Consider the following 13,468-nt stretch of genomic DNA (forward strand, 5'->3'; position numbering starts at 1 on the left):
TCATGGCTGACCAACAAGGGACATTTTACGTAACGACGCCGATTTACTATCCGTCGGGACGGCTGCACATCGGGAACTCTTACACGACGGTAGCGGCCGACATGGTAGCTCGGTACCACCGGTCTTTGGGAGAAGACGTGTTTTACCTCACGGGCACCGATGAACACGGGCTAAAAATTGAACAGAAGGCGGAGAAACTCGGGTTAGAACCGCAGGCGTACGTTGATAAGATGGCCCAACAGATTAAGGACCTCTGGATGAATCTTGACGTTGCAAACGACGATTTTATCCGCACCACCGACGACCGGCACGTGCAAGCGGTGCAACGGATTTTCCGACGCCTGCTTGATCAAGGTGACATTTACCTCGGCCAATACACCGGTTGGTACTCAGTCTCTGACGAAGAGTACTTTACGGAATCACAACTCGCCGAGGTTTATCGGGATGCAGATGGTAACGTGATTGGTGGGAAGGCACCGACTGGCAACGAAGTGCAACTCGTTAACGAAGAATCGTACTTCTTTAAGATGAGTAAGTACGCTGACTGGTTAATGCAGTACTACCAGGATCATCCCGACTTCATTCAACCCAGCTCGCGGAGGCACGAAATGGTGAAAAACTTCTTGGAACCGGGACTTGAAGACCTGGCCGTTTCCAGAACGACCTTTTCCTGGGGAATCCCAGTAACGGCTAATCCGAAGCACGTGGTGTACGTGTGGATTGATGCGTTGACCAACTACATCACGGCGTTGGGTTATGGGAGCGATCAGGATGCTCTATTTAAGAAGTTCTGGCCCGCCAACCTGCAAATGATTGGAAAAGAAATCGTCCGGTTCCACTGCATCTACTGGCCGATTATTCTGCACGCATTAGGCTTACCCCTGCCCAAAGAAATTTATGGTCACGGCTGGATTACGATGAAAGACGGCAAGATGTCGAAGTCGAAGGGGAACGCCATTTATCCGGAGGACTTGATTGACCGGTACGGGCTGGATGCGACCCGCTACTACCTACTGAAGGCCGTGCCGTTTGCGGGCGACGGCGTCTTTACTCCAGAAGACTTCGTGGACCGGGTTAACTATGACCTTGCAAACGACCTCGGGAACCTCTTAAATCGGACCGTGGCTATGATTAACAAGTATGAAGACGGGGTGACACCGGAGTATCACGCGACGGACGATGCACCGAGTCAAGAACTGCAGGACACCGCTCAGGCCGTTACTACTGAATATCACGAGTTAATGCAGACGGTGCACCTTTCCGATGCGCTATCCGCGGTTTGGAAGTTAATCAGTCAAACCAACAAGTACATTGACCAAACAGAACCATGGGTGCTAGCCAAAGACGATGATGACGCTGCTAAAGCCCAATTAGCCAACGTGATGGCGCACTTAGCGGCTAGTTTACGCTTGATTTCGTTACTGATTAGTCCAGCAATGCCCAATGCAGCGAACCTGATTCAAAACCAACTGGGCTTAGAAAATGACGGGGTGTTTGACTTACAGACCGCCCAATTAAGTGCCCTGCCACAGGGTCAAAAGGTCATTGCGAGTGGGGAACCAATTTTTCCGCGGGTAGATCGAGATGCAGAAATTGCCTACATCAAGGACCAGATGACGGCCAGTGAGAAGACCAAGGGTCGGTCCGCGATGAAACAACGCCCGGCCGACGAACCGGCTGGCGTAACTACGCTCAAGCAGATTAAGGAACAGATTTCCATCGACCAGTTTGATGCGGTCGAACTGCGGGTGGCAGAGATCAAAGCGGTTACCAAGGTTCCCAAGGCAGACAAGCTACTCCAATTTCAACTCGCTGCCGGTGACGACGGTGACCGCCAGATTGTGTCGGGAATTGCGAAATGGTATCCCGATTTTACGTCCCTCGTTGGGAAAAAGGTCATTATCGTGGCCAACTTAAAACCAATTAAACTGCGGGGAGAATTGAGCCAGGGCATGCTGTTGTCCGTGGAAAAAGCAGATGGCAACGTCCAACTGGTAACGGTTGATGACTCCCTGCCAAATGGAAGTCCATTGGCATAAATTGCGATTAGTTTCACGAATGCGTGAAACTTTTTTGCGTTTCATCAAATCATGATGCACAGGAGGTTGGCAATGCAAATTTTTGATTCTCATACCCATTTAAATGATCCGGCCTTCGCGGGGCGGGAAGCTGCTCTAATTGAGCATGCGCAGCGACTAGGAGTTGTCCGAATGGCAAACGTGGGCTCGAATGCGGCCTTAAACCAGCGGGCGCTGGAATTGGCCCATCAGTATCCAGGCCTAGTGGCGATTGTCGGTTGGCACCCAGAGGATGCGGATGGCTACGATGAAGCCGCAGGGGCGACGTTGCGCGCGCAACTGCAGGATGAACAGGTCGTTGCGCTGGGAGAAATTGGCTTAGACTACCACCAGACCCGGGTGGATCGTAAGACCCAGCAGGCCGTCTTTCGCCAGCAAATTCGATTGGCGCAGGATCTGGGACTGCCAATCTCGGTTCACAACCGGGAGGCCTTTGCGGATACCTATCAAATTTTGCGCGAAGAACACGTCGAAAGGATTGGCGGCATCATCCACAGCTTTAATGGGGATGTGGAGTGGATGCAACGCTTTTTAGACCTGGGAATGATGTTGTCATACAGTGGAGTGGCAAGTTTTAAGAAGACGAAAGAGGTTCACGAAGCGGTGCGACAGACGCCGCTGGACCGGTTGTTAGTTGAAACGGATGCGCCGTACTTAGCGCCCGAACCACTGCGGGGTCATGAAAACGAACCAGGCAATACTCTCTATACGTTAGAAGCAGTGGCTCGGTACAAAGACGTGGACCCGGATCAAATTGCACAGGCAACCTATGCCAACACGAACCGGATTTTTGGATTGGAAGGTTAAATGAAACGAATTAAAGAAGTGTTGATTGTCGAGGGAAAATCAGATACCGAACGGATTCAACAGGCCGTGGATGCCGATACGATTGAAACCCGGGGTTCGGCCCTCAGTGACGAAACCCTCGCCTTAATTGATCGGTTGGCGCAAACTCGGGGTGTGATTGTATTTACCGATCCGGATTTTTCGGGTGAAAAGATTCGGCGGATCATCGCCGACGAAATCCCGGAAGCAAAGCATGCGTTTTTAGATAAGCGGGCCGCCACTCCGGAGAAAGCGCATGGTTCGTTAGGAGTTGAGCACGCTTCCCCAGCGGCGATTCGTCAGGCGTTGGCGCAGGTATACACGGAAAGTGATCGTAACCCCGAGGTGATTACTCGGGAGGAACTAATGGCTGCAAATTTAATGGGCAATCACGCTGCCAAACAACGGCGCTTAGAACTCGGGGAGTACCTGCACTTGGGGTACGTGAATGCCAAGCAGCTCCAGCGGCGGTTGCGGATGTTTGGGATTACCAAGGAGCAATTTCACGAAGCGCTGAACCACCTAGAAGGAGGAACAACACATGCAGCAACCAGCCATCGGAACTAGAAATCGGACGCTCGGGATTTTAAATCAGTATCACTTGAGTGCCAAAAAAAGCCTGGGGCAAAACTTTTTGGATGATCTCCAAGTTTTAGAAGGGATTGTCAGCGCTGCGGACGTGACGGATCAGGACGACGTGGTCGAAATTGGACCGGGAATCGGAGCACTGACCGAACAGCTTGCCCAACGAGCACACCAGGTCCTTGCGTTTGAGATTGACCAAAATCTGATTCCGGTGTTGGCCGAGACCCTCGCTGATTATCAGAACGTGACAATCATTAACCAGGACTTTTTACAGGCGAACGTGCCAGCAATCTTACAGCATGAGTTAGACCGCCAGCACCGGTTAAAAGCCGTTGCTAATCTCCCGTACTACATTACCAAACCAATTTTAATGAACTTTTTAAAGGGTGCGGTGCACTTTGAAACGATCGTTTTGATGATGCAAAAGGAGGTCGCAAACCGACTGGTGGCGCAACCCCACTCCCACGACTATGGGGCCCTCAGCGTGATGACACATTACCTTTATCGAGTGGAAATTGCCCTAGAGGTGAATAAGCACTCCTTTATTCCAGCGCCTAAGGTGGATTCAGCGGTGGTTAAATTAACCCCACAGGATGAGCGTCCGGAAGTGGCGTACAGTCAGACGGCCTTCTTCTCGTTTGTGCACGGCTGCTTCATGCACCGTCGCAAGACCCTTTGGAATAACCTACAGTCCATCTTTGACAAGCAACCAGCGACGAAGACGACCATGCAGCAGGTTCTAGCAACAATGGGGATTGCCCCAAGCGTGCGGCCTCAAGCGTTAAGTGTGGAGCAATTCATCACTCTGACCAATGAATTTCACAAAGTCGGACTGCTCCAGTAGGCTAGAATCTTTACATTTCGGCGTTTTTGTGCTAAAATTACCTCTGTGAGGTGATTTGTAATGCAAATGAATTTGCCGGATATCAGAAGTTGGATTCAAGACCACCTTGGCAGTGACATTAAAGTTGTTGAACAAGCTGGGCGAAAACGTACGAACGAATACGATGGCGTCCTCGTAGAGGTCTTTCCTGCCGTATTTATTGTTGATCTTGATTCAAGTGAGCAACCTGCACACGCTTCATTTACCTACACCAAGATCTTAACGAAGGATATTCAAGTGACATTTATGTAAATAACCAACTAAAGGACTGCAAGGGTCTTTTTTTTATTTTCATTTTTAGGTAGCTTATAATGAAATGACGTTGAGTGCACTGATTTGGCCATGGAGGATGTATGGACGACCTAATTTTGGCAACGAAAGATTTGCAAGAACAATTTACCGAAAAACGCGTTTTAAATAACCTAACGTTTCAACTCCGACGGGGACGGTTTTTAAGCATTGTTGGTGAAAATGGGGTGGGGAAGACGACGCTCCTCCGGATTATCCTTGGGCAGTTAAAACCGACCCACGGGAGTGTGACGTTCTATCCGAATCGCAAGGCCGTGAAGATTGGCTATGTGCCCCAGTTTCGTAACATTGATGATGAATATCCGTTAGCGGTCCAAAATTTTGTCGCTTTGAACTTTACGCAACACCACTGGCCGTGGCTAACTCGTGCGGAACGAGCCCGGTTAACGGCGGTGTTGCAAGCAACCAAGTTGCTGGACCTTAAAACTGAGCCCCTCGGTCGGACTTCGGGGGGCGAAAAGCAACGAACGTATCTAGCACAGGCGCTCGTAATTAAGCCAGACCTGTTAATTTTGGATGAATCCACGGCCAGTTTGGATCCGATTGCGAAGGAACAACTTCTCCGCCTCGTCCGGCACCTGAATCAGACCACGGGAATTACGGTGATCTCCGTGACCCATGATGTGCCGTTAGCCAAGCAGTTTTCAGATGACTACCTCTTGTTGCGACCCGATGGCTACCAATTTGGCCCAATTGACCAACTGCAGGTCAGTGAATACCAAGGAGGAGAACACCATGTTTAGTTTTGATTTCATGCGGAATGCTTACCTTGCTAGTACGATGATTGCAATTGTTTGTGGCTTTATTGGGGTCTTTGTGGTTGCCCGGAACATGTCGTTTTTGACCCATACCCTGTCAGAAATTGGCTTTGCGGGCGCGGCCTTTGGGATGTTTGTGGGGCTAACGCCGTTAAACGGAATGTTGCTCTTTACCATGGTTAGTTCCGTGCTGGTCGGAAGGATGAGTACGAAGGCGGCCCGGCGAGAGGATTCGATTAGTGCGATTTCTGGGTTGTTTATTGGACTAGGGGTTTTGTTTTTAGCTCTGTCCAATAAGAGTGCCAGCTATGCTACCAACATTTTATTTGGGAGCGTCGTGGGCATTAGTCAAGGGGACGTGTACCAAATGGTGGTCTTAGCCGCCATCGTCTTAATCATTTTGTTTTTAATCTATCGGAGTTTAAAGTTTGATTCGTTTGATCCGGTCGGGGCCAAGGCCCAGCACGTGAAGAGTGGATTGATTTCAGTTGTCTTTTTACTGCTGTTAGCGCTTAGTGTTTCGGTGGCCGCCCAGATTGTAGGGTCGTTATTGATCTTTATCCTGTTAACATTACCAGCCGCCAGCGCAAAGTACTTTGCCCACTCGGTAAGTGGTATGATCGGTGTGGCGATTTTGTGCGGGTTAATCGGAGTTTGGGGTGGTTTATACCTCGGCTACGTTACGAACCTGCCGGTTAGCTTTTTCATTGCCACCATCGAGTGTGGACTTTACTTTACGGCGCTTGGATATAATTATCTACGGGAACGGTAAAAAGAGCTCCATTAGCGATTACAGCTAATGGAGCTCTTTTGTGTTGTTTAGTGGTTTTTTTTGTGTAACCAGGCGTACCAGCAGGCTTGAAGTCCGAAGATGATTAAATAAAAAATAATGAGGACGGCCAGCGCAATGAGGCGCGTAGAAAGGGTTTGGACCACGCCTGCCCCGGCTTTGTGGCGCATGAACAGAGCCGTTGCTAACACCAAGAAGCTGAGAATTTCCAAAACGAGGGTCGCTTTCCAGAGTTTCATTGTAACTTCACCACCTTGTGACCGTTTGTTATATCGTAACATGGTGCTTTGACCAGACCCAAACTTAATTCCAGTGCGAATTTTTAACGAACGTTAGCAATTTTGATGTTTAAGTGATTTTATTTTAAGAATTTCGGGATTTTAACGTAAAAACCGAACAATTATGCTAAAATTTCAGTATGGCCAAACTACAATGAGGTGAAATTATGAAAATTAAGCGAAGTGAACGATTGGTAGACATGACTGATTACTTGTTAAATCGCCCGCACGCGTTAATTCCGTTAACGTTTTTTGCACAGCGTTATGACTCAGCCAAGTCCTCCATTAGTGAAGACCTGACCATTTTAAAACGGACGTTTCAAGCCCGGGGGATTGGATTAGTGGAAACCGTTCCAGGCGCAGCCGGTGGGGCCAAGTACATTCCTTACATTTTAAAGGAAGCCGCCGACCACTTTATGGATGACGTGATTGCCATTTTGAATAATTCCCACCGGTTACTGCCCGGTGGCTACGTCTATATGTCAGATATTCTGGGCGATCCCGAAAAGTTGCGGTACCTAGGCCGGATGATTGCTACGCAGTATCTGAACCAGCGCGTGGACGCGGTTTTAACCGTTGCTACCCGGGGAATTCCGATTGCGCAAGCCGCCTCGGCTTATTTAAACGTGCCCTTAGTAATTGCGAGACACGATACGAATATTACGGAAGGCTCCACCGTCAGCGTTAACTACGTTTCGGGCTCCAGTAAGAAAATCAAACGGATGACGATTTCCAAACGGAGTTTAGATGAGGGCGCGAACGTGTTGATCGTAGACGACTTCATTCACGGTGGGGGCACGATTAACGGGCTTACTTCCCTAATCGAAGAATTTGACTGTAATTTAGTGGGGAGTACCTTCTTTGCCGAAGGAGCCTCCAAGAGTGGGACCCAAACGGTCGGAAACTATACGTCGTTGGTTAAAATGGAAAATGAGGCTAACGGTGAGATGCGCATTACCAAGGGTAATTATGACGAAAAAATTTTTGGAAGTAAGTAGGAGTACAAACGCATGGCGACGAGAAATACGATCATTCTAGCAGCTGGTAAGGGAACTAGAATGAAATCAAAATTATACAAGGTGTTACACCAAATCTGCGGGAAGTCGATGGTGGATCACGTCTTAACCCAAGTAAGCCAATTAAACATGGATCAGATTGTGACGGTTGTCGGCTTTGGGGCCGAAGCCGTGGAAGCAGAACTAGGCAAGCGAACGGAATACGTCGTTCAAGATCAACAACTAGGGACGGGGGACGCCGTGTTACGGGCGGAACCGTTACTAAAAAACGCTGAGGGAACCACCCTCGTAATTAGCGGGGATACGCCACTCTTTACAGCCACGACTTTGAAGAACCTGTTTGCTTATCACGAAGATAAAAAGGCGACGGCCACGATTTTAACCTCAATGGCACCGGATCCAACTGGCTATGGTCGGATTGTGCGCAATGACTTGGGCATCGTTGAAAAGATCGTGGAAGAAAAAGACGCGGACGTGGAAGAAAAGGCAATTCGTGAAATTAACACCGGGGTGTACGTCTTTGACAACCAAAAGTTATTTGAAGCGCTACACCGCACGAATAATGATAATGCGCAAGGGGAATACTACCTGACGGATGCAATTGAAGTGCTTAAACAGCAGGGCGCTACGATTGCTGCCTACAAGATGGCTGATTTTTCCGAATCAATGGGGGTTAACAACCGGGTTGCTCAGGCCGCCGCCACCAAGGTCATGCAACAACGCATTAACGAAACCCACATGCGTAACGGGGTGACGATTATTGACCCAGCTGCTACCTACATTGATGCAGACATTGAGATTGGCCCTGATACCATTATTGAACCGGGAGTACAGTTACAAAAGGGAACGAAGATTGGTCGCGATTGCGTGATTGGGGCCCACTCGAAACTAGTTAATTCCGTGATTCATGATGACGTAACGGTTACCTCGTCCACCCTTGAAGGGGCCGAAATGCAATCCCACTCAGACATTGGCCCAAACAGTCATCTCCGGCCGGGGGCGCACATTGGCGAACACGTGCACATCGGAAACTTTTGTGAGGTTAAACAGGCAGAGATTGGCGCCGGCACGAAGTTGGGGCACCTAACGTACGTTGGGAACGCTAAGTTAGGGAAAAACATCAACATTGGTTGTGGAGTGATTTTTGCAAACTACGATGGCAAGCACAAACACGAAACCACGGTGGGGGATGACGTCTTCATTGGTAGTAATGCAAACTTAATTGCCCCGCTTACGATTGCGGATCACAGTTTTATCGCAGCCGGATCAACGATTACGGATGACATTAACCAGTACGACATGGCAATTGCCCGGAACCGGCAAACGAATAAGCCAGATTATTACCAACGCTTACCGTTTAACGGAGCCGACTAAGTTTGCTGAAACAAGCGAAGCATAATATAATTTAGTTGAGATGATAAACTACAAACGGGGGCTACTTATGGACACCAAAACAACTGAATCCAATATGAAAATTTTTGCGCTTGATTCCAATCGGCCGCTCGCCGAAAAGGTGGCTGCTCACATCGGAATCCCGCTTGGAAAGGCATCAGTCTCCCATTTTAGTGATGGGGAGATTAAAATCACAATTGATGAAAGTGTCCGTGGGGATGACGTCTACATCATTCAATCAACGTCTGATCCGGTGAACGATAACCTAATGGAGCTCCTGATCATGGTTGACGCTTTACGCCGGGCCAGTGCGGCCACGATTAACGTGGTAATTCCGTATTACGGCTATGCCCGCCAGGATCGCAAGGCCCGTTCGCGGGAACCGATTACAGCTAAATTAGTGGCTGACATGTTGCAAACGGCCGGGATTACCCGGGTGGTGGCTTTAGATTTACATGCGGCCCAGATTCAAGGCTTTTTTGATGTTCCGGTTGATCACCTGATGGGAGCGCCGTTACTCGCGGACTATTTCATTCAAACACACCTGGCTGAGGATGCGGTCGTCGTGTCACCCGATCACGGGGGAGTTTCGCGGGCCCGGGCCTTGGCGGAATTCTTGGGCGCCCCAATTGCAATCATTGATAAACGCCGGCCCAAAGCGAACGTTGCAAAGATTATGAACATCATTGGTGACGTGCAGGGCAAACGGGCCATCATGATTGATGACATGATTGATACCGGCGGTACGATTACGCAAGGCGCACAAGCGTTAATTGATGCAGGAGCGTGCGAAGTGTACGTGTGCTGTACGCATCCGGTCTTGTCCGGCCCCGCTACGGAGCGGTTAGCCGCCGCACCGATCAAGCAAGTGGTGGTAACGGATTCGATTCAACTTCCAGAAGCAAAGAAAATTGCTAAGATTAAGCAGATTTCGGTAGCTCCGCTGGTGGGCGATGCCATCCTGCGGATTGACCAGAATCGACCAGTTAGTCCCTTGTTTAATTCCCGGTTTAACTATGAAACCGATGAAATGAAACATAATTAAAAAAGAGTGGTTTAGCATCGTGCTAAACCACTCTTTTTAACCGCTAATTAATTGGCATTTAAAACGAACTGGTTAATCGCGTAGGCGACCCCATCCTGACTATTGGGTTTCGTAACAAACTGCGCCTGCTCCTTTACGTCGGCGATGGCATTTCCCATCGCCACGCCCGTGTGCGCGTACTTAATCATACTGAGGTCGTTTTCTTGATCGCCGATGGCCATCACGTTGGCAGCCGTCAAGCCTAATTTTTCCGCGAGCTGTTTGACCGCTGGCCCTTTCCCCGCCCTTGCGTTCATGAATTCCAAAAAGACCGGCGTACTCTTCACCACGCTCATTCGCTGTTTCAGCGAGTCGGGCAGGTTATGGTTAGCAAGGTCAATCTGTTCGGGTTCGTCGATAAACATCAGCTTGGCAATCTGAAAGTCCGGGGTAATCTCTTCGGGAGTGCGATAGTGAAGGGTCAGGTTAACTAACTGACTTTCATAGACACTGTACTTGCTGATGTCACGATTAGTGGTATAAATGCCGTCGTTCGTTTCAATCTGAAAATGAACGCCCATTTCGCGCGCCATCATTTCTACTTCCAAGTAGTCTTGGTAGTGGACGTTGGTGGCAAAGATAATCTGGCCAGTGAGATCCTCAGCAATGGCTCCGTTAAAGGCGATGGCGTATTCGTGTTCCCCACTTAACCCAAGGGGTTTGAGGTAGGGACGAATTCCAGCTAACGGGCGTCCGGAACAGAGGACAATCTTAACGCCTTGGGCATGCGCGGCCTTAATCGCCTTAATCGTGGCCGGGGCTAGTTCATTTTGTTCGTTTAAGAGGGTGCCATCAATATCGATGGCAATCAGTTTAATTTCAGTCATTAGTCGACTCCTTTGGATTGATAATCTGATCATTGCGAATGTAACTTTGAAACTGGGTTGCCGTTTCTGCAAATAAGCCCGCGGCTTCCGGTTGAAACATTTCCTTGGGAAAGAAGAACCGGCTGTCACCCATGTCGCGCCCGGTAATGGTTTGAACCAGCAAACTGGCCTTAGAAAGTTCGATTAAACTGCCGTCCCGTTCCATGAGTTCAATTTGCGCGTTGGGATGGGGGTCAGAAGGATCATAGACGTCGTAAGGTTGGTTATAACTATTATCAGTTGCCGTGTAATAGACCGGGTCAAAGCCCACATCCGCAACCAGCTGTTGCAAGTAGGGAAGCAGGGGTTCCATCTGTTGCGTAAACTTAGCGGATTTAAACGGTTTCCGGTCTAAAAAGCGGGTCGCTAGATCGGCAAGAATCCGATCGGGAAAGTCCCGCCAGTTAGCAAAATAGGTGGTTAACACGCCGTCGTCAAGGCGTAGATACTGGGTTAAATCGCGTTGAATGGCAAAGTCCCCAGTTAAAAACGGTCGTAACAGTCCGGGCTGAAAATCAGCGGGAGCGCCCGGATCCTGCGCAATTAACTGGGCGCGTTTTAACAGGTGAGCGAGAATCACTTCCATGGAGCGGGAGGTCTTGTGAAAGTAGACCTGCAGGTACATTTGGTACCGGGAAACAATGTAGTATTCGATGGCGTGGAGCCCACTTTTTTTAAAACAAATCCCATTGTGATAGGGGCGCATAACTTGTAAGATGCGGTCGAGGTCAAAGTTCCCGTACTGGGCCCCCGTAAAGTACGAATCCCGCAACAGGTAGTCCATCCGGTCTGCATCACACTGACTGGAGATCATCTGGACCACCTGTTGGTTGGGATAGGTCTTATTAATTACACTGGCCACCTGGTTGGGAAAGTTCGGCCCCAGTTTGCGGAGGACTTGATTGACCTCCGTCTGCTCAGAGGTGATAATGGCTTGCGTAATGGCTTCGTGGTTAGTTTTAAAGATGTGTTCAAAGGTATGCGAGTAGGTCCCATGACCGATGTCGTGTAACAAGCCGGCACATTCGGCGACGAGTCGTTCGTGATCGTCCCACAGGCCATCATTTGGGGTCTGTGTGGGATAATTTCGTTGAAAATGGTTACAGATGCGTCGGACAATTTCATAGACGCCAAGGGAATGGGCGAAGCGGGTATGCTCTGCGCCAGGGAAGGTCAGCGACGTGGTCCCCAGTTGATGAATGCGACGGAGCCGCTGAAATTCGGCGGTGTTAATCAAATCCATGATAATCTGATCCTGGATGTAAATGTGACTATGCACCGGATCCCGAATCACCTTTTCCTGCTTTAGTTTTTCTGTTTGGGCGTTCATCGCTCCACCTCCGTTTCTTTACCATTATACCGTACTAAACCCAATTCGTCAGACACTCTAGTGGGACGAAGCAAGAATGACGAATACGCATTAAGCAATCGATTAGAAAGGAAGATTATTAATGGTACAATCACAACCAGGTCACCCGGTTCATATCGAGGGGCACACCATCCTCCATCAAGCGGGGGAACAAGAGGAATATAACTTCACGGGCACGGGGCAACTTGTGCAGCTGGGAGAGACCATTTACCTTCGCTTTAACGAACAAAATGAACGCCCGGCGGTGCCAGTGACCTATAAAATTGACGGTGACGAGTCCTTACGGATTAGTCGCCGGGGCGAGAGTCATCTGACGCTTCACCTCAAGCCGGGGCAACGGACGAATAATGTGGACGTAACGCCATACGGCAAATTAGAGTTAGCGGCTGAAACAACGTCGCTACGGCTAGCAATCGACCTAGAACAACGAACCGGGAGCATCGCGGCCGATTACCAAATCTTTACGGATGGTACGGAAGTGGGGAACCACCAGATTCGATTGCATTTTTACCCATAAATTAGTATCATGAAGTATAACGGTAAACTAGAAAGGCGTGTGTCTAATTTGGAACTTAAAAAGCTTGATGAAGCAAACAAAAATGAATTATCAATGATTGAAGTTGCTCATGCGATTTTGGCTGATCACGGGAAAACGATGCAGTTTCCAGATCTAGTGAATGCCATTCAAGCATACACAGGTTTTAGTGACAAAGAAATTAAGGACAAGTTAGTCCAATTTTATTCCGATCTGAACGTAGATGGAAGTTTCATCTCCCTCGGTAACAACGTGTGGGGCTTGCGGACCTGGTATCCTTTTGAATCCGTTGATGAAGCAACGGCGAGTGAGGGTGACGATCAACCGAAAACCAAAAAACGGCACAAAATTAACGCCTTTTTGGCAGATGCTTCTGACGAAGACGACGTGATTGACTACGAAAATGATGACCCCGAAGATGAAGATGACGTGGTTGACTACGATGACGATACCACGGATAACGACGCAGACATTGATTACGATCATGATGATCCGGAAGACGAAGACTTCCATGATGAAATCGATGATGTTGAGGTTGATGACGATGATGACCAAGACGACCACGATGATGATTTAGAAGATTAAACTTGACGGAGTGCTTGATTTTTATTAGTATCGTTCTTGGGCACTTTACAAATTGTAAAGTATACGAATCCAAAGCTCCCCTTTCTGTTTGAGAATGGGGAGCTTTTTTTTATGG

At 48.9% G+C, this 13,468-nt stretch carries 15 protein-coding genes; 12 read left to right on the top strand and 3 right to left on the bottom strand.

Translation table 11 applies throughout. The annotated features are described in order from the left end of the window. Nucleotides 1-2: 2 nt before the first annotated feature. The 7 genes from metG (at nt 3) to M8332_RS01325 (ending at nt 6,210) form a co-directional block, all read left to right on the top strand. On the top strand, nt 3-2,039 hold the full coding sequence (metG, locus tag M8332_RS01295) for a methionine--tRNA ligase (RefSeq protein ID WP_252780382.1): 2,037 nt from the start codon (nt 3-5) through the stop codon (nt 2,037-2,039). 72 nt (nt 2,040-2,111) lie between these two features. After that, the gene (locus tag M8332_RS01300; protein ID WP_252780384.1) at nt 2,112-2,885 is read left to right on the top strand and encodes a TatD family hydrolase; all 774 of its coding nucleotides are present in this window, start codon (nt 2,112-2,114) and stop codon (nt 2,883-2,885) included. Next, nucleotides 2,886-3,470, top strand: a complete 585-nt coding sequence (gene rnmV, locus M8332_RS01305; RefSeq protein ID WP_252780385.1) for a ribonuclease M5 — start codon at nt 2,886-2,888, stop codon at nt 3,468-3,470. It abuts the gene before it with no gap. Next, nucleotides 3,445-4,332, top strand: coding sequence for a 16S rRNA (adenine(1518)-N(6)/adenine(1519)-N(6))-dimethyltransferase RsmA (rsmA, locus tag M8332_RS01310; RefSeq protein ID WP_252780387.1), 888 nt, complete (start codon nt 3,445-3,447; stop codon nt 4,330-4,332). The genes rnmV and rsmA overlap by 26 nt, the downstream gene beginning before the upstream one ends. Nucleotides 4,333-4,392: 60 nt before the next feature. Continuing rightward, nucleotides 4,393-4,623, top strand: a complete 231-nt coding sequence (locus tag M8332_RS01315; RefSeq protein WP_252749765.1) for a Veg family protein — start codon at nt 4,393-4,395, stop codon at nt 4,621-4,623. Between the two features lie 101 nt (nt 4,624-4,724). Continuing rightward, nucleotides 4,725-5,423 carry a metal ABC transporter ATP-binding protein gene (locus M8332_RS01320; protein WP_252780389.1) on the top strand — a complete coding sequence of 233 codons (699 nt, stop codon included), beginning with the start codon at nt 4,725-4,727 and terminating at the stop codon, nt 5,421-5,423. After that, a complete protein-coding gene (locus M8332_RS01325) occupies nt 5,416-6,210 on the top strand; it encodes a metal ABC transporter permease (protein ID WP_252780390.1) in 795 nt (264 codons plus the stop codon). The genes M8332_RS01320 and M8332_RS01325 overlap by 8 nt, the downstream gene beginning before the upstream one ends. A gap of 47 nt (nt 6,211-6,257) precedes the next feature. Here M8332_RS01325 and M8332_RS01330 read toward each other — a convergent pair whose 3' ends face one another. Next, nucleotides 6,258-6,509, bottom strand: coding sequence for a DUF3923 family protein (locus tag M8332_RS01330; RefSeq protein ID WP_252780392.1), 252 nt, complete (start codon nt 6,507-6,509; stop codon nt 6,258-6,260). 164 nt (nt 6,510-6,673) lie between these two features. Here M8332_RS01330 and purR point away from each other — a divergent pair, with 164 nt between their 5' ends. The 3 genes from purR to M8332_RS01345 all read left to right on the top strand — a co-directional run bounded on the left by purR (nt 6,674) and on the right by M8332_RS01345 (nt 9,959). Beyond that, a complete protein-coding gene (gene purR / locus M8332_RS01335; protein WP_252780393.1) occupies nt 6,674-7,504 on the top strand; it encodes a pur operon repressor in 831 nt (276 codons plus the stop codon). Nucleotides 7,505-7,516: 12 nt separating this feature from the next. Next, entirely contained in the window at nt 7,517-8,896 is a 1,380-nt protein-coding gene (glmU, locus tag M8332_RS01340; RefSeq protein ID WP_252780394.1) for a bifunctional UDP-N-acetylglucosamine diphosphorylase/glucosamine-1-phosphate N-acetyltransferase GlmU, read from the top strand. Nucleotides 8,897-8,963: 67 nt separating this feature from the next. Continuing rightward, on the top strand, nt 8,964-9,959 hold the full coding sequence (locus tag M8332_RS01345; protein WP_252780396.1) for a ribose-phosphate diphosphokinase: 996 nt from the start codon (nt 8,964-8,966) through the stop codon (nt 9,957-9,959). Between the two features lie 47 nt (nt 9,960-10,006). Here the strand turns inward: M8332_RS01345 and yidA are convergent, their stop codons facing one another. Next, nucleotides 10,007-10,825, bottom strand: coding sequence for a sugar-phosphatase (gene yidA, locus M8332_RS01350; RefSeq protein ID WP_252780398.1), 819 nt, complete (start codon nt 10,823-10,825; stop codon nt 10,007-10,009). After that, nucleotides 10,818-12,194, bottom strand: coding sequence for an HD domain-containing protein (locus M8332_RS01355; protein WP_252780399.1), 1,377 nt, complete (start codon nt 12,192-12,194; stop codon nt 10,818-10,820). Before M8332_RS01355 ends, yidA begins: the two co-directional genes overlap by 8 nt. 121 nt (nt 12,195-12,315) lie before the next feature. Here M8332_RS01355 and M8332_RS01360 point away from each other — a divergent pair, with 121 nt between their 5' ends. Continuing rightward, entirely contained in the window at nt 12,316-12,750 is a 435-nt protein-coding gene (locus tag M8332_RS01360; RefSeq protein WP_252780401.1) for a YwiB family protein, read from the top strand. Nucleotides 12,751-12,798: 48 nt separating this feature from the next. Further along, nucleotides 12,799-13,353 carry a DNA-directed RNA polymerase subunit delta gene (rpoE, locus tag M8332_RS01365; RefSeq protein ID WP_252780402.1) on the top strand — a complete coding sequence of 185 codons (555 nt, stop codon included), beginning with the start codon at nt 12,799-12,801 and terminating at the stop codon, nt 13,351-13,353. The last annotated feature ends 115 nt before the right edge of the window (nt 13,354-13,468 follow it).

Source organism: Fructilactobacillus ixorae (genome assembly GCF_024029915.1).
GTDB classification, from domain to species: domain Bacteria; phylum Bacillota; class Bacilli; order Lactobacillales; family Lactobacillaceae; genus Fructilactobacillus; species Fructilactobacillus ixorae.

Bases quoted from the DNA above. Each gene is read 5' to 3' on its own strand.
- metG (WP_252780382.1), top strand. From the start codon at position 3: ATGGCTGACCAACAAGGGACATTTTACGTAACGACGCCGATTTACTAT.
- M8332_RS01300 (WP_252780384.1), top strand. From the start codon at position 2,112: ATGCAAATTTTTGATTCTCATACCCATTTAAATGATCCGGCCTTCGCG.
- rnmV (WP_252780385.1), top strand. From the start codon at position 2,886: ATGAAACGAATTAAAGAAGTGTTGATTGTCGAGGGAAAATCAGATACC.
- rsmA (WP_252780387.1), top strand. From the start codon at position 3,445: ATGCAGCAACCAGCCATCGGAACTAGAAATCGGACGCTCGGGATTTTA.
- M8332_RS01315 (WP_252749765.1), top strand. From the start codon at position 4,393: ATGCAAATGAATTTGCCGGATATCAGAAGTTGGATTCAAGACCACCTT.
- M8332_RS01320 (WP_252780389.1), top strand. From the start codon at position 4,725: ATGGACGACCTAATTTTGGCAACGAAAGATTTGCAAGAACAATTTACC.
- M8332_RS01325 (WP_252780390.1), top strand. From the start codon at position 5,416: ATGTTTAGTTTTGATTTCATGCGGAATGCTTACCTTGCTAGTACGATG.
- M8332_RS01330 (WP_252780392.1), bottom strand. From the start codon at position 6,509: ATGTTACGATATAACAAACGGTCACAAGGTGGTGAAGTTACAATGAAA.
- purR (WP_252780393.1), top strand. From the start codon at position 6,674: ATGAAAATTAAGCGAAGTGAACGATTGGTAGACATGACTGATTACTTG.
- glmU (WP_252780394.1), top strand. From the start codon at position 7,517: ATGGCGACGAGAAATACGATCATTCTAGCAGCTGGTAAGGGAACTAGA.
- M8332_RS01345 (WP_252780396.1), top strand. From the start codon at position 8,964: ATGGACACCAAAACAACTGAATCCAATATGAAAATTTTTGCGCTTGAT.
- yidA (WP_252780398.1), bottom strand. From the start codon at position 10,825: ATGACTGAAATTAAACTGATTGCCATCGATATTGATGGCACCCTCTTA.
- M8332_RS01355 (WP_252780399.1), bottom strand. From the start codon at position 12,194: ATGAACGCCCAAACAGAAAAACTAAAGCAGGAAAAGGTGATTCGGGAT.
- M8332_RS01360 (WP_252780401.1), top strand. From the start codon at position 12,316: ATGGTACAATCACAACCAGGTCACCCGGTTCATATCGAGGGGCACACC.